This is a genomic window from Methanoculleus sp. DTU007 (assembly GCF_001512385.1).
GTDB classification, from domain to species: Archaea; Halobacteriota; Methanomicrobia; order Methanomicrobiales; family Methanoculleaceae; genus Methanoculleus; species Methanoculleus thermophilus.
Genome location: NZ_LFRO01000103.1, coordinates 1 through 25312 on the forward strand (window position 1 = coordinate 1; position 25312 = coordinate 25312).

General features: G+C 62.0%; 30 protein-coding genes, 1 other RNA gene and 1 pseudogene. 19 read left to right on the plus strand and 13 right to left on the minus strand.

Features of this window, described 5'->3' with window-relative positions; translation table 11 throughout:
• A pseudogene (locus ACI94_RS10480) lies at positions 1-384 on the plus strand (hypothetical protein); the annotation flags it as partial.
• A gap of 6 nt (positions 385-390) precedes the next feature.
• Positions 391-1020, plus strand: a complete 630-nt coding sequence (locus ACI94_RS10485) for a hypothetical protein (protein WP_286681398.1) — start codon at positions 391-393, stop codon at positions 1018-1020.
• On the opposite strand, the gene ACI94_RS10490 is transcribed toward ACI94_RS10485, so the two are convergent.
• The 3 genes from ACI94_RS10490 to ACI94_RS10500 all read right to left on the minus strand — a co-directional run bounded on the left by ACI94_RS10490 (position 1017) and on the right by ACI94_RS10500 (position 4361).
• Positions 1017-1661, minus strand: coding sequence for a hypothetical protein (locus ACI94_RS10490; RefSeq protein WP_286681399.1), 645 nt, complete (start codon positions 1659-1661; stop codon positions 1017-1019). The two genes, ACI94_RS10485 and ACI94_RS10490, sit on opposite strands and share 4 nt — an antisense overlap.
• An 86-nt stretch (positions 1662-1747) precedes the next feature.
• On the minus strand, positions 1748-2248 hold the full coding sequence (locus tag ACI94_RS10495) for a HEAT repeat domain-containing protein (RefSeq protein ID WP_209727554.1): 501 nt from the start codon (positions 2246-2248) through the stop codon (positions 1748-1750).
• Positions 2249-2477: 229 nt separating this feature from the next.
• Positions 2478-4361 (minus strand): PAS domain-containing protein, encoded by a 1884-nt coding sequence (locus ACI94_RS10500; protein ID WP_286681400.1) that lies wholly within the window; start codon positions 4359-4361, stop codon positions 2478-2480.
• A gap of 145 nt (positions 4362-4506) precedes the next feature.
• On the opposite strand from ACI94_RS10500, the gene ACI94_RS10505 reads away from it, so the two are divergent.
• Positions 4507-5244, plus strand: a complete 738-nt coding sequence (locus ACI94_RS10505; RefSeq protein ID WP_066958016.1) for a cyclopropane-fatty-acyl-phospholipid synthase family protein — start codon at positions 4507-4509, stop codon at positions 5242-5244.
• 690 nt (positions 5245-5934) lie between these two features.
• Here ACI94_RS10505 and ACI94_RS10510 read toward each other — a convergent pair.
• Positions 5935-6426: a DUF367 family protein gene (locus ACI94_RS10510; protein WP_066958018.1), complete on the minus strand. Its 492-nt coding sequence runs from the start codon at positions 6424-6426 to the stop codon at positions 5935-5937.
• Between the two features lie 35 nt (positions 6427-6461).
• Here ACI94_RS10510 and ACI94_RS10515 point away from each other — a divergent pair, with 35 nt between their 5' ends.
• Positions 6462-7301 (plus strand): nucleoside 2-deoxyribosyltransferase, encoded by an 840-nt coding sequence (locus ACI94_RS10515; RefSeq protein WP_066958020.1) that lies wholly within the window; start codon positions 6462-6464, stop codon positions 7299-7301.
• Here ACI94_RS10515 and ACI94_RS10520 read toward each other — a convergent pair.
• Genes ACI94_RS10520 through ACI94_RS10530 form a run of 3 tightly spaced genes read right to left on the minus strand, consistent with a single transcriptional unit; the run spans position 7293 to position 9437 of the window.
• Positions 7293-7703, minus strand: coding sequence for an ATP-binding protein (locus ACI94_RS10520; RefSeq protein ID WP_066958022.1), 411 nt, complete (start codon positions 7701-7703; stop codon positions 7293-7295). The genes ACI94_RS10515 and ACI94_RS10520 overlap by 9 nt on opposite strands.
• Positions 7703-9070, minus strand: a complete 1368-nt coding sequence (locus tag ACI94_RS10525) for a PP2C family protein-serine/threonine phosphatase (RefSeq protein WP_066958024.1) — start codon at positions 9068-9070, stop codon at positions 7703-7705. Before ACI94_RS10525 ends, ACI94_RS10520 begins: the two co-directional genes overlap by 1 nt.
• Positions 9071-9080: 10 nt before the next feature.
• On the minus strand, positions 9081-9437 hold the full coding sequence (locus ACI94_RS10530; RefSeq protein WP_066958026.1) for an STAS domain-containing protein: 357 nt from the start codon (positions 9435-9437) through the stop codon (positions 9081-9083).
• A gap of 497 nt (positions 9438-9934) precedes the next feature.
• Between ACI94_RS10530 and ACI94_RS10535 the strand changes: the two genes are divergently transcribed.
• The 6 genes from ACI94_RS10535 to ACI94_RS10560 all read left to right on the plus strand — a co-directional run bounded on the left by ACI94_RS10535 (position 9935) and on the right by ACI94_RS10560 (position 16114).
• Positions 9935-11611: a PAS domain S-box protein gene (locus ACI94_RS10535; protein ID WP_273259081.1), complete on the plus strand. Its 1677-nt coding sequence runs from the start codon at positions 9935-9937 to the stop codon at positions 11609-11611.
• A 229-nt stretch (positions 11612-11840) separates the two neighbouring features.
• Positions 11841-12416 carry a LemA family protein gene (locus tag ACI94_RS10540; RefSeq protein ID WP_394326389.1) on the plus strand — a complete coding sequence of 192 codons (576 nt, stop codon included), beginning with the start codon at positions 11841-11843 and terminating at the stop codon, positions 12414-12416.
• A 12-nt stretch (positions 12417-12428) separates the two neighbouring features.
• The gene (locus ACI94_RS10545) at positions 12429-14246 is read left to right on the plus strand and encodes a DUF2207 domain-containing protein (protein ID WP_224732784.1); all 1818 of its coding nucleotides are present in this window, start codon (positions 12429-12431) and stop codon (positions 14244-14246) included.
• A 115-nt stretch (positions 14247-14361) separates the two neighbouring features.
• The gene (locus tag ACI94_RS10550; RefSeq protein WP_224732789.1) at positions 14362-15366 is read left to right on the plus strand and encodes a DUF333 domain-containing protein; all 1005 of its coding nucleotides are present in this window, start codon (positions 14362-14364) and stop codon (positions 15364-15366) included.
• A gap of 92 nt (positions 15367-15458) precedes the next feature.
• The gene (locus ACI94_RS10555; RefSeq protein ID WP_066958029.1) at positions 15459-15815 is read left to right on the plus strand and encodes an STAS domain-containing protein; all 357 of its coding nucleotides are present in this window, start codon (positions 15459-15461) and stop codon (positions 15813-15815) included.
• Positions 15812-16114, plus strand: coding sequence for a HEAT repeat domain-containing protein (locus tag ACI94_RS10560; RefSeq protein WP_066958031.1), 303 nt, complete (start codon positions 15812-15814; stop codon positions 16112-16114). The genes ACI94_RS10555 and ACI94_RS10560 overlap by 4 nt, the downstream gene beginning before the upstream one ends.
• A 5-nt stretch (positions 16115-16119) precedes the next feature.
• Here the strand turns inward: ACI94_RS10560 and ACI94_RS10565 are convergent, their stop codons facing one another.
• Positions 16120-17133, minus strand: coding sequence for a DUF3821 domain-containing protein (locus tag ACI94_RS10565; protein WP_066958033.1), 1014 nt, complete (start codon positions 17131-17133; stop codon positions 16120-16122).
• Positions 17134-17269: 136 nt separating this feature from the next.
• Here ACI94_RS10565 and ACI94_RS10570 point away from each other — a divergent pair, with 136 nt between their 5' ends.
• The 3 genes from ACI94_RS10570 (at position 17270) to ACI94_RS10580 (ending at position 18595) form a co-directional block, all read left to right on the plus strand.
• Positions 17270-17761: a hypothetical protein gene (locus ACI94_RS10570; protein WP_286681401.1), complete on the plus strand. Its 492-nt coding sequence runs from the start codon at positions 17270-17272 to the stop codon at positions 17759-17761.
• A 62-nt stretch (positions 17762-17823) separates the two neighbouring features.
• The gene (locus tag ACI94_RS10575; protein ID WP_201784942.1) at positions 17824-18099 is read left to right on the plus strand and encodes a glutaredoxin family protein; all 276 of its coding nucleotides are present in this window, start codon (positions 17824-17826) and stop codon (positions 18097-18099) included.
• Positions 18100-18130: 31 nt separating this feature from the next.
• On the plus strand, positions 18131-18595 hold the full coding sequence (locus ACI94_RS10580; protein ID WP_066958181.1) for a ferredoxin-thioredoxin reductase catalytic domain-containing protein: 465 nt from the start codon (positions 18131-18133) through the stop codon (positions 18593-18595).
• On the opposite strand, the gene codB is transcribed toward ACI94_RS10580, so the two are convergent.
• A complete protein-coding gene (codB, locus tag ACI94_RS10585) occupies positions 18514-19827 on the minus strand; it encodes a cytosine permease (RefSeq protein WP_066958043.1) in 1314 nt (437 codons plus the stop codon). The genes ACI94_RS10580 and codB overlap by 82 nt on opposite strands.
• Positions 19828-20013: 186 nt before the next feature.
• On the opposite strand from codB, the gene ACI94_RS10590 reads away from it, so the two are divergent.
• Positions 20014-20226, plus strand: a complete 213-nt coding sequence (locus ACI94_RS10590; protein WP_066958045.1) for a hypothetical protein — start codon at positions 20014-20016, stop codon at positions 20224-20226.
• 1 nt (position 20227) lies between these two features.
• On the opposite strand, the gene ACI94_RS10595 is transcribed toward ACI94_RS10590, so the two are convergent.
• The gene (locus tag ACI94_RS10595; RefSeq protein WP_066958047.1) at positions 20228-20593 is read right to left on the minus strand and encodes a hypothetical protein; all 366 of its coding nucleotides are present in this window, start codon (positions 20591-20593) and stop codon (positions 20228-20230) included.
• A 70-nt stretch (positions 20594-20663) separates the two neighbouring features.
• On the opposite strand from ACI94_RS10595, the gene ACI94_RS10600 reads away from it, so the two are divergent.
• Both ACI94_RS10600 and ACI94_RS10605 read left to right on the plus strand, forming a co-directional pair.
• The gene (locus ACI94_RS10600) at positions 20664-20897 is read left to right on the plus strand and encodes a winged helix-turn-helix domain-containing protein (RefSeq protein WP_286681402.1); all 234 of its coding nucleotides are present in this window, start codon (positions 20664-20666) and stop codon (positions 20895-20897) included.
• Positions 20894-21211, plus strand: coding sequence for a transcriptional regulator (locus ACI94_RS10605; RefSeq protein ID WP_066958051.1), 318 nt, complete (start codon positions 20894-20896; stop codon positions 21209-21211). The genes ACI94_RS10600 and ACI94_RS10605 overlap by 4 nt, the downstream gene beginning before the upstream one ends.
• A 2-nt stretch (positions 21212-21213) precedes the next feature.
• Here the strand turns inward: ACI94_RS10605 and ACI94_RS10610 are convergent, their stop codons facing one another.
• Complete coding sequence (locus tag ACI94_RS10610; protein ID WP_066958053.1) at positions 21214-22890, minus strand: phospholipase D-like domain-containing protein; 1677 nt, start codon at positions 22888-22890, stop codon at positions 21214-21216.
• Positions 22891-22930: 40 nt separating this feature from the next.
• Between ACI94_RS10610 and ACI94_RS10615 the strand changes: the two genes are divergently transcribed.
• From ACI94_RS10615 to ACI94_RS10625, 3 genes are read left to right on the plus strand one after another with little or no spacing between them, the layout of a single operon-like run.
• Positions 22931-23533, plus strand: coding sequence for a uridylate kinase (locus tag ACI94_RS10615; RefSeq protein WP_066958055.1), 603 nt, complete (start codon positions 22931-22933; stop codon positions 23531-23533).
• 45 nt (positions 23534-23578) lie between these two features.
• Positions 23579-23743: a zinc finger domain-containing protein gene (locus ACI94_RS10620; RefSeq protein WP_083524832.1), complete on the plus strand. Its 165-nt coding sequence runs from the start codon at positions 23579-23581 to the stop codon at positions 23741-23743.
• Positions 23744-23746: 3 nt separating this feature from the next.
• Positions 23747-24001, plus strand: coding sequence for an elongation factor 1-beta (locus ACI94_RS10625; protein WP_066958057.1), 255 nt, complete (start codon positions 23747-23749; stop codon positions 23999-24001).
• Positions 24002-24028: 27 nt separating this feature from the next.
• Here the strand turns inward: ACI94_RS10625 and ACI94_RS10630 are convergent, their stop codons facing one another.
• Together ACI94_RS10630 and ffs are read right to left on the minus strand one after the other, a co-directional pair.
• Positions 24029-24982, minus strand: a complete 954-nt coding sequence (locus tag ACI94_RS10630; RefSeq protein ID WP_286681403.1) for a malate dehydrogenase — start codon at positions 24980-24982, stop codon at positions 24029-24031.
• Positions 24983-24993: 11 nt separating this feature from the next.
• Positions 24994-25304, minus strand: an RNA gene (ffs, locus tag ACI94_RS10635) — signal recognition particle sRNA.
• Positions 25305-25312: the final 8 nt, after the last annotated feature.

Below are 25312 nucleotides of genomic sequence, written 5' to 3' on the forward strand. Positions count from 1 at the left end.
GGGGACTGCGAGGACGCCGCCATCCTGATGGCGGGGCTCCTCGACGCCCTCGGCTACGATACGGTGCTGCTCCGGTACTCGGATCACATGGCCCTCGGCATCCGGATGGGCGAGTTCAATCCCTACTATGCGCGGTACACGCCGAGATACTTCACGTACGGGGGGCAGCACTACTACTATGTCGAGGGGACGGATTTTGAGTGGTGGAACGTCTCGACCAATTCCACGGCGATCTGGGGGAAACCACGGGCCATCGGGGACGCCGCCGGCACGGGTCTCCCGAGCGTACAGTCGGAGACCCCGCAGATCGTACCGCTCCGTTACGTCCCCGAGCCGAAGGAGTATCGGATCTCTCCCGCCCGCCTGCCGGGGAATGGGGTGTGATAGAAGATGGATCCCAATAACCCATCCCCGTCCGGCGGCCTGAAGATCCCGAAACTTCCAGATATCAAGATCCCGAACCTCCCAAAGATTATCGTCACCCGGAAGCAGGCGCTCACCGCCGCCGGGGTAGCGGTCATCCTGGTGGCGGTCGCCGTCATCGGGGGGACGATCTTATTCGATTACACCGAAGACCAGCAGGTTTCGGCGTTCCGGAGCCACATCTCGGCATCGGAGGCCGACCTCTTCCGGGTCTACGGTAAGATCTCCACGTACATGCGCACCTCGACAACCGATCTCTCGGTTGCCGAATGCGACGCTCACGTGCGTGAGTTTGCGGCAATCGCGAGGTACGGCAGAGACGTTACGGCCTACCACCGCCAGATCGTCGCGGCGGACGCCGTCCCGGCGGCCTACGCCGGAGCACAGTCGGCCTACGTCCGGGCGCTCGACAACCTGAACCGTGCGTTCACGTACTGGTTGTCGGCGGCGGGCGCCTACGATGTCCGGGACTACAGTGCGGCAGACCGGAACCTCGCGGAAGCGGACAAGGCGTGGCGGGAGTACGCCGCTGCGATCGCGGATTACGACCGCGAGCTCCGTGCCGCAGAAGAGGGGGCGGAAGTTCCTCCCGCCTAGACGAGGTACTTCTCCGGGACGGAGATGGTGATCGTAAAGGATTTCAGCGACTCCGAACGGGTGACGAAGTAGTAATCGTCGTACCCTTCCCGGATGATGAACCGTTCTTCTTTTCCGTCCGAATTCCCGTCAGGAACAAGGATATCGTTTCGAGAATACCGGATCTCTTTGACGATCCGGTTCGGGTCGTCGGGATCGCGGATCTCCACCGCGAGCCACGGGAACTCGTTCATCGGTGTTGCGCTCACGGTGAACGCCCAGTAGGGGAAGGGGATGTGGTAGACCTCGGTGGCGAGAACGCGGGGAGGGTACTCGCAGGTCACCTCCGCGTACTCCACCATCTTCCCGGAGACGCGGACGTCGTTTGGCTGGTTCATCATCGTCGTCGTGGGCGTCGGGGTCGCGATGTGATAGGTCGCGGGGTCGACGAACCCCACGCTCTGCGGTTTATCATCCTTCCCGCGGGGGGGTACGGGCGGCGTCGGGGCCGGCTGGTTCCCTCCCACCGCCTGCACCTCCGTCGGCGCGGGCGTCTGGGGGGATGGTTGCGTATCTGTGGTATCCCCCTCGGTGGTCGTGCAGCCTCCGACGATGACGGCTGCTGCAAGGAGGATCAGGACGAGGATATGGCGCCCCTGCATACTGATCTCTTGCTTGCGGGCTCTATTAGAAGTTACTCATCAATGCCGTTCGAGGAGACGGCTAAAAAAGTACCTCGAGGGGACCTTCACGTCCCCTCGAAGGCCTCCATGGCAAGGCCCCGGAACCCATCGCCCGCCCGCTCGAACTCTTTCTCCACCTCGGCAATCCCCGCCGGATCGCCGAGTTTCAGCAGGGCCGCGGCGGTCAGGGCCCGGCAGCACTCGGACTGGCTGGTCCTGAGGGTGCCGACAAGCGGATCGACTGCTCTCTGGTCGCCGATCTCGGCAAGCGCCCAGATCGCCGGGTTCTTGATCGCGTCGTCTGAGCCGAGCACGACCTCGATGAGCGGCTCCACGGCTTCTCTTCCGGTACGGGCAAGCGCCATCGCCACGGTCCAGCGTGCGTTGCTGTCGACGGCGAGCAGCGCCCGGACCAGCGGCCCGACCGCCGGAGCTCCGAGTGCCCCGAGGGCACTGATGGCCTGCAGGCTGGTGTAGGTGTCGCCGTTGAGGAGGGCGTACATCAACTCCCGGGTCTCCGCGTTGCCCTCCTCCCATACCTCTCTCTTCTCGATGGTCTTCTGCATCTCTTCACCTCCTTGGGCGGACGCGGGATGTTCCGGGGGTAAAATAAGCCTTTACGCGCCAGAATCGCCGTGCAGTACTGCAGAGCGGCAGTGCCGGGCATACGTTTATATGCCTTTTCCGGGTGGTCCATCTGCTCGTGCTCTGTTCCTGGCGAAACGTCGCCGCTCGCCCCTGCCGGTGCTCATGCTCCGTTCCTGGCGGAACGTCGCCGTTCGCCCCTGCCGGTGCTCATGCTCCGTTCCTCCGGAACGTCGCTGCCGCCATCATCCCGATCACCCTGCCGCCTTCGGCCACGATCGGTGTCCCGAGGAGGTCCACCGGGAACCGCGTGCCGTCGCTCCGGCGGGCGGTCTGCTCACCGTGCCAGGCTTCACCGTTGAGGACGGCCCTGACGATCCCCCGCATCTCGCCGGGGCGTTCCCAGAACCGGGAGAAGTGTGACCCCTGCACCTCCTCTGCGGTCGGGTAACCCCAGAGGGCGAGGTATGCGGCGTTCGCATAGGTCACCACCCCGTCCGGGTCGAGGAGGGCGACCGCCCGCTGGGTGCAGGCGATCGCACGGTCTTTGATGAGGAGTTCCTGTTCCCGCCGTCGCAGGTCGGCGATATCCGCAAGAAGGATGCGGTAGGTCTGCACCTCTTCGGTGATGTCCTCGCAGGTAACATATTCCGTCCCGTCAGGGAGCGTGACGGCACGCGAAAGGATCGTCTTCTTCTGTCCGTCCCTGGATCGGATGACGAATGTCCGGGGGCGAATCCGGCCTGGAGCCGATCGTTTGAGGTCCGATTGCCAGGCCCTGATGGCCTCCAGCCGGTCGTTGTCGTCAGGGAAGATCCGGCGGCTCCACTCGATGGCCGTGGTTTTGCTCTCCGGCTCGTAGCCGAATATCTCCCAAAACCTCCGGTTTGTGTAGGTAAACCGGCCATCCTGGTCGATGAGCGCGACCCCGAAGGGGGACGAATCGATCATGCCCCGGAACCGCGCCTCGCTCTGCCGGAGGTGCTCGGCGGCCTCGCGCCGCGCAAGGGATATGGAAGCCTGCCGGACGAACGACTCCACCGTCTCCCGGTTCTCAAGTCCCTTTCCCGGGGAGAGAAAGACCCCGGCCATGCCGAAGACCTCATCGCGCCAGACCAGCCCCATGACCCAGAGCGTCTGGATATCGAACCGGGCAAGGATCGCCTCGCAGACCTCTCTTGGGATCGCCTCAAAGCAGAGGTCGTAGAGCGACCACGAGGAGGGTTCGGGACGGAGGACGAACTCCTGTATGCCGCGCACCGAGTGGGGGGTCTGGTTGTATGGGGGATCAAAGATCCGGCCGATCGGGAGGGAGAGGCCGACGGGGTCCTCTCCCAGGAGTTCCGTAAGCCCCTCCCGGAACCCCTCGCCAGCGAGATCCCGGATGATGAACTGCCGGTCGGCCGCATCGTAGGAGAAGATGTAGGCATACGCACCCGGCACGAGTTCCGCAAGCCCTTCGGCGATGTAGCGGTAGATATCCTCCACCGGCTGGAGGTCGACGAGGTCGATCGCCGTCCGGGCGAGGAACGCCATGTTCTGGGTATAGCGCTTCCGGTCGGTGATATCCTCGAGGACTATCGTGCACCCCTTCGTCCCGTCCTCGAACGTCGTCGGGATCGCCTGCATCTGATAGAAGGCCTCCCTGCCGTTCTCGTGCCGGTAGCGGATATCGGTGATCACCTGCTCCCGTTCGAGGCTTTCGACAACCGCAAGGGCTTGTGGGGACGAGACGATGGGGAGGTTGGCCTCACGTAGGTTTTGGCCTACAACCTCCTCTTTTGGGCGTCCCAATCGCGCAAGGCACTGGTCGTTGGCCTGAACGATGACGAGGTCGGCATCGAGGACCAGGATCAGGTTCTTCGTGAAGCAGAGAAACGCCGAGAGGGGCACGCGCTGTGCGATGGAGTAGACCTTGGCATTCCCGACGAGTTGGAGATCGACCTGGCCGGCGGCCTGCAGCACCTCGAGGTGCTTTGAGACCGAGTTCCGGTTCACACCGAGGGCCTTTGCAAGTTCGGTGATCGTCATGCCCTTCGGCCGGGACTTGAGGGCCCGCAGGGCTCTCCCCGGGATATCATGGTCCGGGGGCATAGCATGACGGTGACGATCTTGGTATATATGGGTACCCTTCGGAGAGAAACGGCGCTACAAAGGCCTCGATGGGCTGATACGGGGTGTTATGGATATATGGCCGGACCGCCTACCCTGTATGAGAAGGCCCGGAGGCCTCTTATTCATGGAGAAGAACGAACTCGTCAGCATATCCCAGGGAGGGCTTGCGATCATGAACCCCACGACGCCCGAGAAGGTGCTTGCCGCCGGACGGGCGGCCGTGCTCCGGGAGGGGGCCCGCGTCGTCGAGCCCGGGTGCGGGAACGGAACGATCCTCGCCCTCTGGGGGCGCGAGTACGGGATATCAGGCCTTGGGATTGAGGCCCGGGAGGATGCCTGCCGCCGCTCTGAGGAGACGTTCCAGGCGGCGGGACTTACCGATCGGATGGCTGTCCGGTGCATGGACGCCCGGGAGTACGTCCCCGACGAGCCGTTCGACTGTGCCGCAGCAATCGGGGCCTCCCATATCTGGGGCGGGTTTGCCGCGACGCTCGACGCCCTTGTGGGGATGGTATCGGATGAGGGGACCATCGTCATCGGGGACCGTTGCTGGCGGTCCGACAGCACTCCGCCCGAGTTCGCCCGGGCATGGCCCGACGTCCTGACGGAGTACGAGATCCTCGGCATCGTCCGGGATGCCGGATTCGATATCGCCGCGGTTTTTCGGTCAAGCCCTGAGGACTGGGACCGCTACGAGTCCGGGATCTGGCAGGCGATCCTCTCCTGGCTCGCGGAGCACCCCGATCACCCCGAACGCGAATGGATGATCGATTACCTCCACCGTATCCAGGACGAGTACTTCGGTTACGGCCGCGAGTACATGGGCTGGGCGATGTATGTCCTGGTGCCCGGGTTCTGGTGAGCAGCCGCTAGCCCTGATGCGGGAGCGGGGCTGCGCACCCTCCCCCGTATGCCACATGTCAGACAGTTTGAAAGAATCCTTTCTGATTCAAGTCGTCAATCTGTCCTTTTTTCTCCCCATATGGACTGGAAAGTTACGATAGCTCGGGAAGCTATCCTATGTTCAAAAAGTCTTTCGGTAATTTGAAGCGAAAATGAGGATTGATGGGCGGAATTAAATAGAATCGTATAAATATCGCCCGGATCATCTAATAATTTGGGGAACTATTACCCCGGTGACATGAGAGAACTTGTAGACGCGAGTGGAACACCTCCCGGTGGGAGGTATTCGCACTTACACGTCGCGTGCGGCGTTTGCCGTGTTTGGGCGGTCGGGTGGGTACCCACCCCCTGCACCACCTCCGGCGCTGGTACGCCCTCTTTCTCGCTCCGATAGCCTCCGTCGGTCACGCATCTGGGAGGCATACCCGGGTCACGTGCAATCACCAGCAAGGCCGTCACATTCGAGTTTCTCCGCAATCAGGCGCCCTGACGGTCGAGGTCTTCACCCGGACGGGATGCACCTTTTCGCCGAACCGGATCGGCACTCTCTTCCGGTCCTGCACCCCGAGTCTCCCGGTCTTCTCCATCAGCGGATCAGATGGTCCCCATCGCTGGCCGCCGCCATCACCGGAATGACGCTCGGCCGGTGCTACATATACAGCGCCTGGAGGGCGACGACCTCGGCGCTGTCCTTTGCCCGCGAGTAGTCCTCGAGGGGATCGGCGTTCACCTCGAGGAACCGGAGCCCCCATCCAAACGGGGCGAGGATATCGTGAGCCTGCTCCTTCTCGCCGAGGATGTAGAGCGTCGCGGCCATCGCCTCCACCGAGGTGAGCCGGAACGGCCTGCCGAAGTTCACCGGGTTTGCGGCCACAAGGAAGGGGAGCGCCCGGCGGTTGCGCCAGGAAGCGACGGCCCCGGTATCGAGGACCTCCCAGGAGCAGTCGAGCGCGGTTATCGAGGGGAGGTTCCGGTCGGCGGGGGAGACCGCTTTCTCCGCAGTCGGGTCGAGGAGGAGGGTCGAGCGGGGGATCTTTGCGATGCTTGTGACCATCCGGAGAAGCCCGCGCTGTGCGAGTTTCTTTACCGTACACTTCCGCGGATCGCAGGTGTTGTCACGGTAAGCATAGAGCGGTATCATCTGTCTTGTTATGGTACGCCGCCCAGGTACTATCAATGTACGTGCTCATCGCTCCCTGCATAGAGGATCCCGCGTGCCGCGCCCGCGGAATCACGACCGATGAGGATCTCCGCTGCTTTGGCCGGGCCAGAGAGCGCTGCCGGCGCTTCTCGATCGAGATGGTCCCGCTCCCCTGCCCGGAGACGATTTACCTCGGCCGCGACCGGCCGCCGGGCTCGTATCTTGAGCGGCTTGCGACCGACGAATTTGCCGCTCTCCTCGATCGGCTCGAAGCGGAGGTCCGAAAGATCATCCGGGAGCGCGGGGAGCCGCCGCTTGCGATCGTTGGGGTGGACTCCTCACCAACCTGCGGGGTGAACGCCACCTACTACTCGACCGAGAAACAGCCGGGACGCGGTGCCTTTCTTGCCCGGTTCCCGGAGATCCCGGCGGTCGACGTCAAGGAGTTCGCCCGCTACAGGGTCTACCTTGCAGGCCCACTCTTCTCAGAGGCTGAGAGGACCTACAACCTTGCCATCCACGACCTCCTCGAATCACACCTCTTTGATGTCTACCTCCCTCAGGAGGTGGGGGACACAAGCCATACCCGGTGCCGGGAGGAGCACCGGGCCATCTTTGCGCAGCACCTTGCGGCTCTCCAGGACGTCGATCTCGTCGTCGCGGTCGTCGATGGCGCCGATGCCGATTCCGGGACATCCTGGGAGATGGGGTATGCCTACGCACTTGGAAAGAGAGTCGTCGCCCTCCGGACCGACTTCAGGATTGCCGGGCAGCACGAACTCGTCAACCTGATGCTTGAGGAGTCGGCAGAGGTCGTCACGAAGAAAGAGGACCTCCCCCGGGTGCTCGGATCGCTTCTTCTGGCCTCAAGGTGAGGCTTTCCGCCTCTTTGCCATCGAGAGGATATTCCTCTCGTCCCTTCGGGCGTATGTGACGCTGTCCATCACCGTCCGGATGAAGTGGATCCCGAGCCCCCCGATCGGGCGCTCTTCTGCGGGGACGTCAAGGCGTGGCGGCGGAGCGGTAAGGGGATCGAAGGGAATGCCGTCGTCGGTGATCGTCACGAGGACTGCGTCGGCATCGACGCTACAGGTGAGCGTGATCGTACCCGCCTCTCCGGCAGGGTAACCGTAGAGGATGGTGTTGCTGCAGGCCTCGTCGACGGCGAGCTGGACAGCAAAGATGAGGTCGTCGCCGCATCCCGCAAGGGTCTCGGCGAGGAAGTCGGCAATCACCGGGAGTGCCGCAAGATCCGCCTGCACGGTGAGTTCCGGCATCAGACCACCCGGATGACCATGAGGGTCTGGTCGTCGAACTGCGGCTCGTCGCCTGAGAACTGCATAACCGCGTCGCGGACCCGGCCGACGATCTCGGCTGGAGGGAGATCGCGACTTCTCATGACCGTCTCGATCAGCCTCTCTTCCCCGAACTGCTCTTCAGCGGAGTTGATCGCCTCGGTGACGCCGTCGGTGTAGAGGAGGAGGAGGTCGCCGCTCTCAAGACGGATTGTTTCCTCCCGGTACTCGGCATCCGGCATCACCCCGATGATGATCCCGGTTCCTTTCAGCTTTACCGGCCGACCGCCGCCCGATCGAAAGAGGAGGGGCGGGTTATGCCCTGCGTTGACGTAAGCAAGCGTTTTTTCTGCCGGATCGACGACCGCGTAAAAGAGGGTGACGAACATCCCGGACTTCGCGTCCTCGGCGATCAGGGTGTTCGCCTCGCTGACGGCCTCGCGGGCGCTCCGGGGAACCTGCGCGTTCGCCCGCAGCACCGTCCGCGAGAGCGCCATGAAGAGTGCTGCAGGAACACCCTTCCCCGCAACATCGGCGATGACAAAGGCCGTCCGGTTCCCGGAAAGCGGGATCGCGTCGTAGAAGTCGCCTCCGACCTCTTTTGCCGGGAGCGAGAGGGCGGCGAGTTCGAGGCCGGGGATCTCCGGCAGTCGATCGGGGAGGAAGCTCATCTGGATATCGCGTGCGATCCGGAGTTCGGCCTTTTTGCGCTCGAGTTCCTGGAGGTAGGTATCGCGCTCGGCCTTCGTCTGCCGCTCGGTGATCAGGTTTCCGATGATGAACGAGAAGATGAAGACCCCGATGGTGTTTGCGACGATCATCGGGATGGCCACCTCCTCGACGACCGCAAGCGCCTGCTCGAACGGCTGGCAGAGGAGGAGAGTGAGCCCCATATGAAGCATCTCCATGCCGGCGGCAAAGAGGACCGCGCCGTACATCCCGATGAACTTTCGGCCGGCGGCAAGGAAGATCAGCCCACCAAGGAGGCCTGCGAGGATGGTTGCCACCGTGCACGGGACGGCGGTGAATCCTCCAAGGGAGAAGCGGTACGCAGCGCCGATCAGGCCGGCGCCGAGCCCAACCACCGGGCCGCAGGAGAGCCCCCCGACCATGGGACCGAGGTCGCGGACGTTTGCCGTGGCTCCGGCAATGGTGATGCCGCTCTCGGTACCGTAGATGGAGAGCGCTCCAAACAGGAGGATGAGTATCGCCTGGCCCTTCCAGGTGACGGCGCCTTCAAGCACCTCTGTAAAAGATTTCGTCCGCGTGATCAGGTAGGCGACCACGATGACGACGCAGATCATCTCCAGAAGCACGTAAAACATGTCGCCAATGCCGGAGAACGCCATACAGGTCTACCTATGGTCCCGCTTCAAGCTCGGTGAGCGCCGCCGCCTCGTCATTGTATATGGAAAAGATCCGGTGGAATCCGGCCATGGTGAATACCTCGAGGATCTGCGGATTCCCGCAGGCGATCCGGAGCGTTCCGCCGTCTTTCTTCAGCCGTTTCAGCGCAGCAAGCAGCACCCGAAGACCGGAGCTGCTGATGTAGTCTAAATCGCAGAGGTTGATGAGGAGGCACTTTCCCCCGGCGTCGAGCACCCGGTTGATCCGCTCCTCAGCCAGTCCGGAAGTTCCGGCATCAAGCCTGCCGCTCACCGCGATGATATCGACGGTGTCAATCCTTCTCTCGATGATCTCAAAATGCCCGCACATTCAACGAAATTTTATTCTGATGGATGATAGATGTTGCTTTCTGATTCTTGGGCCTCTTAGGGGAGGGACAAAAAAGATGAGGGATATTGTCGGGTGTGTGATAACCATTGTGGGGTTTGCGGGAAATCCCGGGCGGGTGTTACACCCGCCCGGGTCCCCCCACCGTGCCGGTATAAGTGTTTAGAGAGGTGTGCCTTTTGAGGTGTGCCTGTGGATGCACCTGATGCTGGCGCATCGTGACGTTGGTGCAATCAGCGTGGTGAATGTTCCGTTCACCGAGCCCAGCCGACCAATGCCGGTCCGGACCACTTGTGCCCGTGTGGCCCGGGTCGTCAGGGAGATTCCCCGTTTCCTGACGCTGGGGGATCATATGTTACCCTGTTTAATTTATATAATTTTCGCCTATTGCTTTGCATTATGGCGTAGCATTGTGCGAATCACTATGACATGCAACACTGCAAAGCACTATATCCTCAGGCGCGAAATTCTGTTTGCACATGGATCGCACTACCGACGCACTCCCTCTCCTGCTTGGCGCCTTGAAAGAGCACCCGCGGGGCATGTCGGTCTCTGATCTTGCCGCCGCCGTCGGGATCAATCGAAACACGGTCTCGCGGTATCTGGATGTCCTCCTCGTATCGGGGCAGGTGGAGATGAAGACCTACGGAAAGGCCAAGGTCTTTTACCTCTCTCAGAGGGTTCCCATCGCTGCCATGCTCAACTTCTCGTCGGATCTCGTGCTGGTGCTCGACCGCGAGCGCCGGATTGTCCAGGCAAACGATGCTGCCTGCAAGTTTGCGGGGCGAGAACGGGACGATGTCATCGGAAAAAGTATCGAGGAGTCCCCGCTTGCCGCGTTCGATCACCCGCTGATACAGAGCCGGATCACCGATGCCTTGAACGGCCGTGAAGTCACGGAAGAGCTCCGGTTCCTGCGGCGCGACGATGAACTCTTCTTCCGGATCAAGTTCCTTCCCACCGTCTTCAATGACGGGGCCCCGGGGGTCACCATCATCCTTGAGGACATCACCGAGAGCCGGCGGGCACAGGAGGCACTGCGCGAGAGCGAATTCCTCTTCCGGAGCCTCGTCGAGAATATCAACGACCTGATCCTGAACGTCGACGAGACATGCACATTCACCTATGTCAGCCCAAAAAGCCAGGATATTCTCGGTTACTCTCCCGAGGAGATGCTTCACAAGACCCCCTGCGACTTCATGCCGCCGGATAAGGCGGAGCGGGTCAAGGAGCAGATTGCCGCCCTCTTTGCCGACCCGGAGCAGAAAGTCCTCTTTGAGTGGACGATGCACCACCGGGACGGGAGCACCGTCATCCTCGAGGTAAGCGGAACCCCGGTCTACGATATCATCGGCGATTTTACGGGCTACCGGATGGTCTGTCGTGACGTCACCGAACGGGTGCGCGCCACAAAGAGGGTGGCCCAGTGGAAGTCGTTCCTCTATTCGGTCGTCAACAACATCCCGAGCATGGTCTTCGTCTGGGAGGTGGAAAAGAACACCTTTGTCTTTGCGAACCGGGCCTCAGAGGTCTTCCTCGGACTGACACAGGAGGAGATGGCCGGTAAGCAGGCCATCGACCTCTTCCCACCGAAGATGGCTGCCTTCTTCGTTGACGGCGATCGGGAGCTGCTGGAGGGATCAACCGCCCTGGAAGAGAAGATCACCCTCCCGGAGGGGCGGATCCTTGCGGTGAAGAAGATCCCGATCTTCAATTCCCACGGCAGGCTGCGCTACATGCTCGGAATCGCCGAGGACGTCACCGACCGCGCTGCAGCAGAGAGCCTCCTGGTCGCCGAGCGTGACCGGGTTCAGGGTTACCTGAACGCCGCCGGCATAATGATAGCAGTGATCGGGGCTGACGGCACCATCAACCTCATCAACCATCGGGGGTGTGAGATCCTTGGGTATGTCGAGAAGGACCTCACCGGGAAGAACTGGTTTACGACGGTCGTCCCTGAGCGTCTGCGCGACCGCCTTGCGCAGAATTTCGCTGAGGTTATGGCGGGCAAAAACGATCTTCCTCCCCTCGAGGAGAGTCCGGTTCTGACCAGAAGCGGCCGGGAGCAGCCGATCCTCTGGCACAATGCCCTTCTCCGTGACGAAGAGGGCAAGATCGTGGCGATGGTGAGTTCCGGCGAGGTTGTCCCGGAGTAGCCGGATTTCCTCCCCCCGACCCATTCACACCGGCTCCAAAAGGCGAGGTGAAAGCCAGCCTTTTCGGATCTCCTCACCCATCCTTGCCTGAATTGAACCAGGGCACTCTTTGAATGGGTGCGGTGGTTATATCCGATTAATCTGGGCAAGAATTCCTTTATTTTTGGTTTTGAGGTGAGATTTTCTCATCCCTGCAGTTTAAATACGCTGCAAGGCACATAGAATAGTGGTGACAACCTTGGTGGACATCATCTCCCTTGTCCTTATCGTCGTCGTGGTGCTGATCGTCATCGGCATCGTCGCGGCCGGTATAGGTATCTATAACCGGTTCTTCTCCCTCAAAAACTCCGCGGAAGCCACGGTCGGCCAGGTGAAGGTCGCGATGAAGAAGCGGCTTGATATGATCGAACAGCTCCTCGGCGCCGTGAAGAGCTATGCGGCATTCGAGAAGGAGACCCTGACCGAAGTGACCGCGATGCGGGCCCGTATCGGCAGCGCCGGTCCCGGTGACTTGAACGAACTCGAGCGTGAGTCCCGGTCGGTCCTCGGGCGGCTGCTTGCGGTTGCCGAGAACTACCCTGACCTCAAGACCTCCCAGACGGTCCAGAACCTGATGAGTGCGGTCAAGGATGTCGAGGATGAGATCGCCCGGCACCGCTACACCTACAACAACATCGCCCAGCAGTACAATACCATGACCGACACCATCCCCTCGAACCTGGTCGCCCGGATCATGGGCTTTACGAAGCTCGAGTACCTTGAGTTCGGCGAAGAGATTGAGCGAGCCCCGAAGATAGCCTTCTGATCTGCGATGGGTATGACCGAACGGCAACAGATCGCCATCCTTGTTGCCATCACCCTTCTTGTCGGGGTGCTGGCGGTCGCAGGAGTAAATGCTCTCGGTGGCCTCTTCCAGGGGAACCTGGAGGTCCAGCACTACGATGCCGTCTTTTACGATAACGGGACCTTCATCGAGCGCTACACGTATGATGTACGGGCGGCGGGGGAGTATCGGATGCTCTTTCGCTACTGGGCAGACCCGCTCACCTTCATGGCCATCGACCAGCCGCACATCGAGTTTCTCGGTATGACCGCCCCGCCCGGGACCATAGGCTACATCAAGGACTTCGAGGGTGAGGTGCGGACCGCCTCCGGGATGCCGAGCTCCGCAGATCTAGCGACGATCCGTAATTTAGCGCTCACAAGCGAGGTTGGTATCTACAACCCCGACTACTTCACCCCGGGCACCTACACGGTGGAATACCGCTACCAGATCCGGCCGCCGATCGAGTACGATGACCAGTGGGCGCACTTAAACCTCCGGCTCGTCGACGAGCACGTCCCTTACCGGGATCTCCGGATCACCCTCCCGTTCGCCGGGAGCATCGAGGAGGTCTACACTCATCCCCCTACCCTGAATGTCGAGCGGACGGATGACGCCGTCGTCATCACCGGGAGTGCGTCGCAGGACGACGCGCTGAACGTCGAGATGCTCCTCGACCCCGCCTTCATGGAAGGGATCGAGGCCTTCCCGCAGTTCGTCCCGAACGTGCAGCAGCAGGCGGCCGACGCCAACCGGTGGCCTCCGATCTTCTATGCCGCGGCAGGCATCCTCAACGGCCTTGCGACGATCCTTGTACTTCTAACACCGTTCATCCTCCTGGGCATATATCTGCGCTACGGCAGAGAGAAACCCTTCACCGTGCCGGAGTATCTGAGTTTCACCCCGAATACCGCGCTCAAACCCTGGCAGGTGAACCTCCTCTTCAAGGGAGATCCCTTTGAGTTCGACGAGAATGGGTTCTATGCGACGGTCCTCGATCTTCACCGGAAAAAGAAGATCGTTGTTGCGGAGAAACCGGAGGGCGGCGGGGTCACGGTCCGGATCATCTCAAACGAGTCGGACGATCCCTACGAGCAGCGGGTGCTCAACTTCCTGGGCCACATCGCAGACGACCATATCGTCGATACCGCTGAACTTGAGGCGTTCGCCGAGACCGCGCGGCGGAGCCCGGGCTACCAGCACCGGATCCTGCAGTATCAGCAGTCGTTTGCCGCCCTGACCCGCGACGTGGACACAACCCTCTCGCGGCGGTACGTCCGTGATGGCCGGGAGACCATCCTCCCGCTCATCTTCCTCGGCGCCATCCCCTGTGCGCTTGCGATCCTCCTCTTCATCCTCGCGCCGGGAGCGGCCTACCTCCTCATACCGGCCGCCCTCCTCTCCTTCGTCGTCGCCGTCCAGGTCGGGATTGCGGCTCTCTTCCCCTCGCCGCTCTTCGGCTTCTGGAGGGACGACCACTACAAGGAGAAACTCGAGTGGGACGCGTTCGCCAACTTCCTCTCGGACCTTGCCCTGATCCGGCAGTACTCACCTGCTGATCTCTCGATATGGGGAGAGTGGCTGGTCTACGGAACGGCGCTCGGTCTTGGGGATAAGGTCGAGGAGGCGATGAAGAACTTAAACATCAGTCTCCCGGACGTCGGGATGCCGCTCTACTCGAACATGCCGGTGATCTTTGCCCCCATCGTCCTCTACTCACCGCCCTCTTCCGGCGGCGGTGGCGGTTTTGGCGGTGGCGGGTCCTTCGGCGGCGGTGGCGGCTTTGGCGGCGGCGGCGTCGGGGGAAGATAACTCCTTTTTTCTACGCTCGATGTATACGGCCCCGCTGCGCGGATGGGTTCGAATACGTTCGTAGTTAAGGTAACCTACTTACCTGCAGCGATAGAATAGTTCGTTGTTGAAGCCTATGACGCGAGCACATCCAAGCTACCTAGTCATCGCCCTCGCTCTCCTTGGTGCGATCATCGCCTGCGGGTGCATGGCCGCCGAGAAGGCGGGCGGTGGTCCGGCCGACCGCATCGCGGGGAACGGGACAATCACCTATGTCGACCTTGAGGGCGGATTCTACGGGATCGTCGCCGATAACGGCGAACGCTATCTGCCTGCGAGCCTCCCGGCGGAGTTCCAGCAGGACGGTCTCAGGGTGACGTTTGTCGTTGAACCTTCAGGCGAGACGGCGACCATCCAGCAGTGGGGGACGCCGGTCGAGATAATCGAGATTGAGACGGACGATACTCCCCGCACGGTTACAGCCAACGCCACGGTCACCTACATCGATCTTGAGGGCGGGTTCTATGGCCTCATCACCGACGACGGCGGGAAGTATCTGCCCACAAACCTCCCGGAGGAGTACCAGGTTGACGGAATCCGGGTGGCGTTCAGCGCCGACGTGGCAAAGGACGCTATAGGGTTCCATATGTGGGGCACCCCGGTCGAGATCCGCTCAATCGAGCGGATCGCGGGGGTCCAGCTCATTGCCGGAAACGCGACAATCACCTACATCGATCTCGAGGGTGGGTTCTACGGGATCATCACCGACGACGGCCGGCGGTATCTCCCGCTCAACCTGAACGAGACCTGGCAGAAAGACGGAGCGAACGTGACGTTCGTTGCCCGGGTCCGGGAGGGTACCGTGACCATCCAGCAGTGGGGGACGCCGGTCGAGGTCATCGCCATCGATGAAGCAGAGAACGCCACCTACGTTGCAACAACCGGGACGGTCACTTACGTCGACCTCGAGGGTGGGTTCTACGGGATCGTCGCCGATGACGGTGAAGACTACCTTCCGCTCAACCTGAACGAGACCTACCGCGTCGACGGTACTCGGATCACCTTCGCAGGCGAGATCGCCCGCGATACCGTGACCATCCAGCAGTGGGGCACCCCGGTCGAGATCATCGCCGTTCTCTGAGAGATCGGCAGACCCACTCACCTTTTTTGAATCACGCCAATCACGCGCCCAAAAACGAGTGCCTTTTTCTTTCCCGCGCCGATAGAAGGATCATGGATGTCACAGTCCGCGAACAGGACGGTACAGCAATCGTATCGGTGGACGGGAGGATCGATGCAGAATCGGCGGGTCGCCTGGATACGGCTCTCTCTGAGGTTCTGGCCCGGGGCGGGAGGCGGGTGCTCGTCAACCTGGAGAAAGCTGTCTACATGAGCAGCAGCGGTCTACGCGTGCTTATTGGAAAGCTTCGGGACCTGCGCCAGACGAATGGTGAGATGGCGCTCTGCTCGCTCTCGCCCGAGGTTCAGCGAGTCTTCCTGCTTGCAGGCGTCCACGAGCTCTTCCCGGTCTACGTGGGCCTGGACGAGGTCTTTGCCGAGTTTGAGCAGAAGGAGAAAGAGTCGCAGTGATCGAAGAGTTGATTGACGCCTTACGCGACGGCGGAAGCGCTGACCGGATGGAGGCGGCGAAATCCCTCGCCTCCCTGGGCCCGGCCGCCCTCCCGGCGCTTTTAGCCGCGCTCAAGGACCCTGACCCCCGACTCCGGATGTGGGCGGCCTACACCCTCGGGATGAACGGGGATACGGCCGCGGTCCCGGCGCTCTCCGCGGCGCTCGATGATCCCGATCCTGGTGTTGTAAAATGGGCGGCAGCTGCTCTGCGCCGGATCCGGGATGGGGCCGGGTGCTGCGGCTGCCGGTTCTGTTGAGTATCTCAGCGGCGCCTGCCGACGAGGAGGACCGCGAGACCGAGCGCTACGACTGCAAGCCCTACCGGGAGCGGCGCTTCGGTCGGCGTGGTGGTTGCCGGCACCGTCGTCTCAGTCCCGGTCGGGGCCGGTGGTGTGGCGGTCTCTGTTGCCGTCGGGGCGGTCGTGGGCGGTGTCGTCGGGGTGGGGGTTGCCGTCGGTGTTGGAGTCGGAGTCACGGTGGGTGCCGGTGTTGGGGTGGTATCGACCCCGACACGGTTGGCGACCGTGAACGTCACCGGTTCGGAGTCGGGAGCGTTCGCTTCGAATCCTGCCGGTGTACTCCATACAGCCCGGACTGAGTAGGTCCCCGGCGCACCGAGGTCGCCGATCCGGATTGCCCCGGGCATTCCGGGATCGTCGGTGTAGAACCGGGTCGAACTGACGTTCAGCCCCGCGAAGTTGAGACCTCCGATCCTGGTCGTCTCAGCCCCGCCCGGCGTGGTGAGCACGAGGTCGATCGTCGCCGGATAGAGATTGTCCGTCCGATAGAATGCCCCGACATCGGGACTGACCACCCGGAAGGCAATTCTCGTGTTCGGGGAGACCGTAAGCCCTGCCAGGGGCTCGTTGTGGTTGGGGTTTGCAAGCACCACGTCAAGGAAGATCTCGGGTTCGCGGATGAAGACGAGCGCTGTGTTGCCGTCGGTGGGGTTGAAGGCGTAGTAGGGTCCGTAATCCCCCCGCACCAGGAACTCCTGCACGTCGAAGTTGGTATCGTCAGCGACAGGGATGCTTCTCGTGACCCCTCGGTCAGGGTTGTCGTCCTGGTACTTCTGAAGCGCCGTGATGGGGCTCTTCGTGGTCGGGTCGCGGAGCTGCGTGAGGTTCAGCCCCTCTTCGTAGACGAAGATCGTGTCATACGGCTGGATATCGCTGATCGTCGGTCCGCGTGCACCAGCCGGCCCTGCACAGAGGGCAAGCAGGCAGAGGGCGAGCAGGATGATGATCGCTCGCCCGGGGTTCCTCTCTGGCGTCATGATCTCCCGTGTGCTTATTGTACAGATATAGGTTGGTGTGACGCGACCCGGGATCCGCCGTATCGTCCGATCCTTATCTGTGGCGTTATCCCGGGAACTCTCTCTAGGGCGGACCGACCGGCTGCTCACCGATTTTATGAAGACAATCCTCGGCTACCGTGAGACCCCCCACCTCTCCCCGGAAGACCTTCCGGCGGTCCTTTCCAGCCTCATCGACGATCTCTCAAACCCACCGTTCTCGGACGAGGCGTTCATCGAGGCCGCCGACGACCCGGAGGCCTACCGGGCGGAACTTGTCTCCCGGCTCGCCTACCTCCCGCTCTTTGAGGACGTCGATATCTCCGTCGAGGCAGAGGGGACCCTTCCATTGGCGATGATCGACCGGGAACGCTTCTCCGACGAGGTCGCCGGGGTTCTTGAGGATATGGTGGCTTCCGGCACCCAGAAGATCAGGCTCACGCTCCGGCGGAGCGGGGATGCGGTCGGGCTCTTGATCCGCGGATCCGGCCCCCTCCCGGCAAGAAGGCTCCGGTTCTACCGGCGGAAGTTAGGGCTCTCGGGAGCGGTGCTTGCGGTTCCGGAGGATGGGGCGGGGCTTCACCTCCTCCTCCGCCCCGCCCCCACCTGACCCGGATCTCCAGGGCAAACTACTTATTCCGGGCACCCGGACTCTAGGTGATCGTAATGACGATGCAGCACGTGCCCGGCGCTGACCGCGGCAGGGTGATCCTCTATGCCCTGAGTACCTGCGGCTGGTGTGCCCGGACAAAGGACCTCCTCACCGATCTCGGTGTCGGATTCTCGTACATCTACGTCGACCTCCTCACGGGCGAGGAGCGGGACCGCGTGGTCCGTGAGGTCGAGCACTGGAACCCGCAACTCTCGTTCCCGACGATCGTCGTCAACGACTCGAAAGTGGTCGTGGGGTTCCGGGAGCAGGAGATCCGGGAGGCGATCGGTGCCTGAAAGCCCAGGCGACGAGATTGTCGACCGGTTCATGCGCGATCTCGAGCTCGAGGCGGAGGCCGGCGGGTATCATCTCAATCCCGACCGGGAGTTCACCCGCGGTCTTGTCCGGGGACTGCTTGCGAATAGGGAGCGCTACGGCTACATCTCCTGCCCCTGCCGGCTTGCCTCAGGGAACCGGGAGGACGATCTCGATATCATCTGCCCCTGTGACTACCGGGACCCCGATCTCGCCGAGTACGGCGCCTGTTACTGCGCCCTCTACGTCTCCGCCGAGGTCGCGGCGGGAGCGCGCGTTCCCGATCCCGTCCCGGAACGCCGGCCGCCTCCGGCAGAGCGCAAGCGGCAGAAAGCTGAGCATACCGTAGTCTCGGAGACCCTGAAGTACCCGGTCTGGCGGTGCCGGGTCTGCGGCTACCTCTGCGCCCGGAATGAGCCGCCTGAGTTCTGCCCGATCTGCAGGGTTTCCCGTGACAGGTTCGAGCGGTTCATGTGAAGCAGGTCAAGGAACGCATAGAGAAGGAACGCGGCGACGATCCCGTTTGCCGGGGGGATCCCCGGGACCACGAGAGCGGCAAGGGAGCCTGCGGCGTAGGCGGCGAGCCCCTGCAGGTTGAATCGGGGGAGGGCTGCCTCCTCGAGCGCGGGGTAGTGCCCCTTGTGATGGATGAAGAAGTCGGCCATGATCACCCCGCCGAGCGGGGGGATGAAGACCCCCATCATGACCATATAGGGGATCAGCATATCATACATCCCTAGCAAAGCAAGGACGGTCCCTGCAACGGCGCCGGCGAAGGTGACCAGCCTTCGCCGTTCGGTCCGAAAGAAGTGGCACCCGGCCACCGAGAAGTTGTAGATGGTGTTGTCCTGGGTTGTCCAGATGTTTAGAAAGAGCATCAGGACGCCGGCGGAGAGAAGCCCCTGGACGGCCAGAACCTCGACGATGTCGGAGAGACCGTAAACGGCGGCACAGACGGCCCCTGCGGCGATCATCAGTCCGTTCCCGAAGAAGAAGGCAAGGAGCGTAGAGCCGACGGCGGCCCGGGTTGAGCCGACAAATCGCGTCCAGTTGGCAACCTGCGTCCCGCCGGCGACGAAGGTGCCGACGACGATGGTGAGGGCTTCGGCGACCGTGAGGGTGCCCGCCGACCCTGCCATGAGAAGACCGTCGAGACCCCCGCCGTCTCTTACGGCAACCGCGCCGCTTATCGCGACAAGAAGGAGCATCGCCGGGACCGCGACCTTCGAGAGCGCTGCAAGCCCCCGGCAGCCGACGTACGCCGTCAGACAGAACCCGAGGCCAAAGATTATGATCAGGGGAATCTCCCATCCTGCGCCGAGATTCAGGAGGCGAACAAGGACGATCGCGATCGTCGCGGCTCCCCAGGCATACCACCCGATCTGGGTGAGTCCGAGGAGGGCGTCGGACCACCGGCTGCCTGCATCGCCGAAGGCGAACCGGGCGGAGAGGACGGTGGATAGCCCGCTCTTGTAGCCGATGTAGCCGAGACCGGCGACGTAGAGTGAAAGAATCGCACTCCCGGAAAGGATGATCAGGGCAAGATCAGGCCAGAACCGGAACGCGACCCCGATCTCCGCGCCGCCCCACATCGTGGCGGAGAAGAAGGTGAACCCGAGCAGCACCAGGGTGATCGGCCAGAACCCGGATCGGTCCTCGTCCGGAACGGCGGAGAGCGGATAGTCCTCTGCATTACTGCGATCCGTCATCTGGCCGCCTTGACCGCTTCGAATTACTGCTGCTCCTGCAATAGATTACAGTTTCGCCATAGAGCACTAATCCATTTCGGATCGTCTTCTGAAAAGACCGCGTCGGATGCTCTTACCCCAAAACCGCCCACCATCATCCGGCGAAGAGATCCAAGGTCTCATATAGCGGTGGGACGAATCTCCTGTATGCCGAGCGTGCGGATCAATGACGGTGTCCTCCCCTCGGGTGCTGGTGTCGAGGGGGGGCGAAAGAAGCGACCCGACGAGCAGCAGACCCCTACCTCCCGGGAGCCCATGCCGGAGGTCGAAAAGATGGGGAGCCACGAGAAGTCCCGGATAAGGGGGCCCCGGTTCGCTGGCGACGAAAGCGCCGATATATTCTACACAGGGACGAAATAGGTCACACGAGCACCCGGATATCGGCGGCGGAGGAGACCACCACCTCCCGCGCCCCACGATAGGTCTGGACAACCCCATACAGCGTCACGCTCTCGTTCTCGTGGAGTTCAAGCCCCGCTGCCACATTTTGCGGCAGAAAGACGGTAGTGCCGTTGACGGAAAGAATAAGGTGCCCCCCACTCGAGGTCTCTCTGATCTCCTCGATCCTCCCCTCAAGGAGGACCAGCGCCCCGTCGGGAACCTCTTCCGAGTAAGGTTCCACGAGAAGCGGCCGACCGACGGCGCCAAAGAGGAGGTGGACGGCAAGCACGATCCCGACGACGCCTACAAGCATAACGAGTGCTGTCTTCTCCTCCCGTTCCAGCATAAATCTCTGTAGAACTCCCGGGGCTATAAGATCCGTCAGTTTGATATGTTAACAGCGTTAACTACTATATATGGATGATGTGAACCTTCCCCCGTCTTCCAGAAAGATATTGATGCTGCTTGAGGATGGGGGCGCCCTTACCCATAAGGAACTCGTCCGCCGCAGCAGTCTGGCCCCCCGCACCGTCCGCTATGCCCTAAAACGGCTCAAAGATAACGATATGATCGTAGAGAAGTTCAACTTCCGGGACGCCCGGCAGACCCTCTACGAGTATAAAGACCCCCAGATGGTGTCTGCACAATGACGGAGCCTTTCTCCTGCGACATCATGCGCTGCGACAACCTCGCACGGGTGCTCCTTCCCCGGATGCGCGCCGAGATGGTCTACCGCCTGGTGAACGAACGCGGGATCACCCAGAGCGAGGCCTCCAAGCGCCTCGGAGTCAGTAGAGCCGCAATATCCCAGTATATGAGCCGGAAACGCGGGTTTGCCGGGCAGGACTTCTCCGAAGACCTCGATAGGGTCATCGAGCGCTGGGTCTCCGCCGTCGCTTCGGGTGAAGGGACGATCACCATCTGCGACGTCTGCCGGTCGGCCGGTCTTCCGGAACGCCGGTGAAGCTATGTGCGCCGTCGGCGGTAGAGGTAGAGCCCAATGAGCCAGACCAGGATGCATGCTGCTAGAATAATCTTGAGCCGGTCCGGCCCCGGGGCAGCGCCAGCCCCGCTCCCTTTTGAGGCATTCCAGTCGTCGAGAAAGACCGCGGTGTAATAAGCGGCGATCGCCGGATGCTCGATGATCACGCCCGCTTCCCGGTTGAACGCCGGGGAGTTGGCATTCCAGTTGATGCTGCTGACAAGGACCGCGCGCCCATCGACGATGACGCCTTTGTTATGGATCTTTGCAAGATTATTCGCCTCGATATCCGCAAGCCTGGCCTCAAGCGGTAGCCCTTCGGCCGCGGCAATCCGGTTGATGACCGCGACCATCTCGTCGTTGTCCGCATCGTCCTCGGTGTTGAACCAGGCGGAGTCGAGGAGGATCTGTACCACGACACCCCGCCGGGATGCGTTGATCGCGGCCGCAAGGTAGGGATTGAGTTCGTACCGGGTCTCGTTTGTGATGTAGGCCTGCTCGATCGCGATGCTCTCTTCTGCCCCCTCGATCAGGTCGAGGATGAGCGCGCTCGTATCGGGGGAGAGGACCACCGTCACCCGCGCATCCTCCGCGCGGCAGGGCCCAAACTCCACGGCGTATGTGGGTGCCCAGGGCGTGTAGAGTTCGGCTGCGGTTCCCTCCAGGGGCACGATATCCCCGCCCGCGGCATCGATGAGGAAGACCTCCCGGAAGTAGGCCGCAAGGTCGGGGTCCTCGAGGATGACTACCCACCCGCGGTTGCCCTGCAGACCCGGTGCCGGGTAACCGCCGGGCTTGAAGTTCTCGCTCCCGAGGAGGACCGTCTCGCCATCGATGACGAGGTACTTCGCGTGGTTGTAGCGGTACTTCGCATGGGCCAGATCCGTCGTCTCCATCGCGAGGACCACAATCCCGCTCCGGTTGAGGGCGCCCGCGACGGCCCGCTCTTCCGGTGAGATGCCGCCCACCGGCCCGCCCTCAAGGAGGACGGTCACCTCAACACCGCGTTCGCGGGCGCCGATGAGGGCGTCTGCGATCGTAGGGTCGGTGAACTCGTAGACGTTTGCGAGAATCTCGCGCTCGGCGCTCGAGACCGCCGAGAGGAAGGCCTCCTGTGAACAGTCCGGGGCGACGAACGCAGTCACCTCAACGCCTTCGAACGTTTCCGGACCAAAGCGTGACTGGCCGATACCGAGCGGACGCGGGTCCCAGATGCCATTCTCAAGGTAGTGGATCTGCCCTTCGCGGGGACGGACGTCCCCGGGCCAGGCCACCTTCTGGACGAGCGTGGTTCCATGGTAGATGAAGAGTTCGTCGCCCTGGTTCGCCATCTGAAGGTTCCCGCTCTGGATCACGTCCGGCACCGCCGGCGTCCTCCCCTCGATCTCGAAGTCGGGCAGGTACCCGTGGGTCTGCTCGAAGGCCGGACCGCTCCTTGCGACCACCACCCGCCCGTCTATCCGCGTGCCCGGGGGGAACCGAAACCCGCCCTCTCCATCCGAGAAGACGTAGCCGTCGAGCACCCCCCTCCCCTCAATCACCAGGTACTCGTCGAGATCCCCGGCAAGATAGGGATCAGGACAGAACTCAACGATCTGGACAGCATCGACGGCGGCAACAAGGAGGCATACGAGCAGGATGGCTGCGGCGATCCGGCGCATACGCAGGATTATCTAGGTCCCGGTATAATAGCAAGACGAAATGACTTCGCCTGCACTTCCGCTGGTCGTCAAGGTGGGTGGAAGCCTCTTTGACCGGACAGCGTCTCTGATCGATATCTTTCAGGAGATCGGGCGCCCGGTGCTGATCGTGCCCGGCGGCGGGAAGTTCGCCGACCTCGTCCGGCGCCTCAACGTCTCCGATAACGCGGCCCACTGGATGGCCATCGCCGGTATGGAACAGTTCGGATGGTATATCGCCTCGCACGGCGTCCCGGCAACCTCCGAGATCGCGCTCCCAGAGGAGGTGACGGTCCTCCTTCCCTATTGTGCCCTCCGGCGGGCCGACCCGCTTCCCCATTCCTGGGATGTCACATCCGATACCATCGCCGCCTGGGTCGCACGCGAGCTCTCTCTGGATCTCCTCCTCTTAAAATCGGTCGACGGCATTCACCATCACCGAAGGCTTCTTTCACGCATCGAGGATCCCTCCCTCATCTCCGACGAGGTCGATCCCACGTTCATCCGATTTGTCTTCGAGCACGGTCTCCGGGCCCGGGTGGTGAACGGCAGGCACGAGGATCGGGTCCGTGGAGCTCTCCGGGATGAGGCGGTAACGGGGACTCTTCTCGAACCGAGATTTTAACTCCTGCGAGGGCAATATAATAGGTTAACTTTCGAGGAAGCGATAATGACAGCCAAAGAGCGATGTACCTCCTGCAACGCCACACTGGCGGTTGAAGGCTCGACCGGGTTCCCGTGCCCGGTCTGTGCGAACACGATCTACAGATGCTATCGGTGCAGGGAGCAGAGCATAGCCTATACATGCCCGAAGTGCGGGTTCCAGGGGCCATAAGCCATGGGTAACGTAGCCATTATCGTCAAGGTCATGCCCGAGTCGCCCGATGTCGACCGTGAGGCGCTCAAAGCAGCGATCCGGGCAGCTGTCCCGGTCGACGACATCAAGGAAGAGCCGATCGGCTTTGGCCTTGTGGCACTGAAGGTTGTTTCCGTCGTCCCCGATAAAGCCGGGGCTCCTGACGAGGTTGAGAAGGCGCTCCAGAACCTTGAGGGTGTTGGCAGCGCGGAGATCCTCGAGTCCACCCTCGTGTAAGGTGGATTCGCACCACTTTTTCCCGTTCTATTGGGTCTTTTCCAGCCGCTCCATCACTTTAGCAGTGATCTTCTGGATCTTGGCGACCGATCTGCTGAATCCCGCGATCTCATCGTCTTCAAGACGGATCGCAACCGGGAAGACCCCTTCGCGGTTGATGCGAGCGGGAACACCAATGCAGACATCACCGATCCCGTGGATCTCGCTCTTGATGTAACTGGAGACGGTGAGGATCCTGTTCTCGTTTCCGAGAATCGTCCGGACAAGGGTTGCAATCGCTTCACCCGGTCCATAGACGGTAGCGCCCTTGTCTCTGATGATCGCTTCGCCGCTGGTCCTGACGGTCTCGATCATCTCCTGTGTGGGAAGTCCTGAGAACGTGGGCAGATTCTGGATCCGGATGCCGCCGATCGTCGTCGCCGACCAGAGCGGGACCATGCTCTTGCCGTGCTCGCCGATGATACGGGTATGCACCTCGCTGACGTGGACCCGGAAGTAGTGCGCGATGAGGGATTTTAAGCGCATCGAGTCGAGGTGCGTCCCGAGGCCGAAGACCTGCCTCGGCTCAAGCCCCGAATACTTCAGGGCAACGGCGGTCGTGACGTCGACCGGGTTTGTGATGACAAAGAGAATAGCATCGGGCGATACCTGGCCGATGGTTCTGGCGGTCTCTGCGACAATCTTTGCGTTCTCGAAGACGAGGTCGTTTCGGTCCTGGCCCGGCTTGCGGGGCACCCCTGCTGTACAGACAATAATATCCGAGTCTCTTGCATCGGCAAGGCTGGTGCTGTATGACAGCCGGACATCGGTGCCTCGTGCGGCGAACGAATCCGAGAGATCACGGCAGCAGCCTGCAAGAAAGTCTTCGCGCCCAGGTCTCCCGACAAGCAGCATATCGCTGACGTACGGGATCTCGGAGATAGTGTGGGCAGCAAACAAGCCGACGTTCCCTGTAGCCCCAAGAATCGTTACTTTTGCCATGAAGATCGCCGTTGGGGACACGTCCGCAGTCGACCGTGCGCGCAAACATGCACCACTGCACCCCTCCTCCACCCCGCAACCCCATGGGCGCCGAACGTCCACGGTAAGTCTGCTCCCTTCCGGGCCTGAACCGGTACCCGCGGCAAGAGGTCGCCGCCCCCTCCGGGGCTTTGATCCCTCTCCGTCGACCTCATAGGACGAGGTTTCTCCGTCGGGGCGCAGCGGATTCTGCAAGCCGCTGCGGCCTTCCTTGGACTTCGCCCCCCGCGTGACGACGGTTTCGGGTGACAGGTGACGCCGAGCCACCCGGGCTAGTCCCCGTATACAATG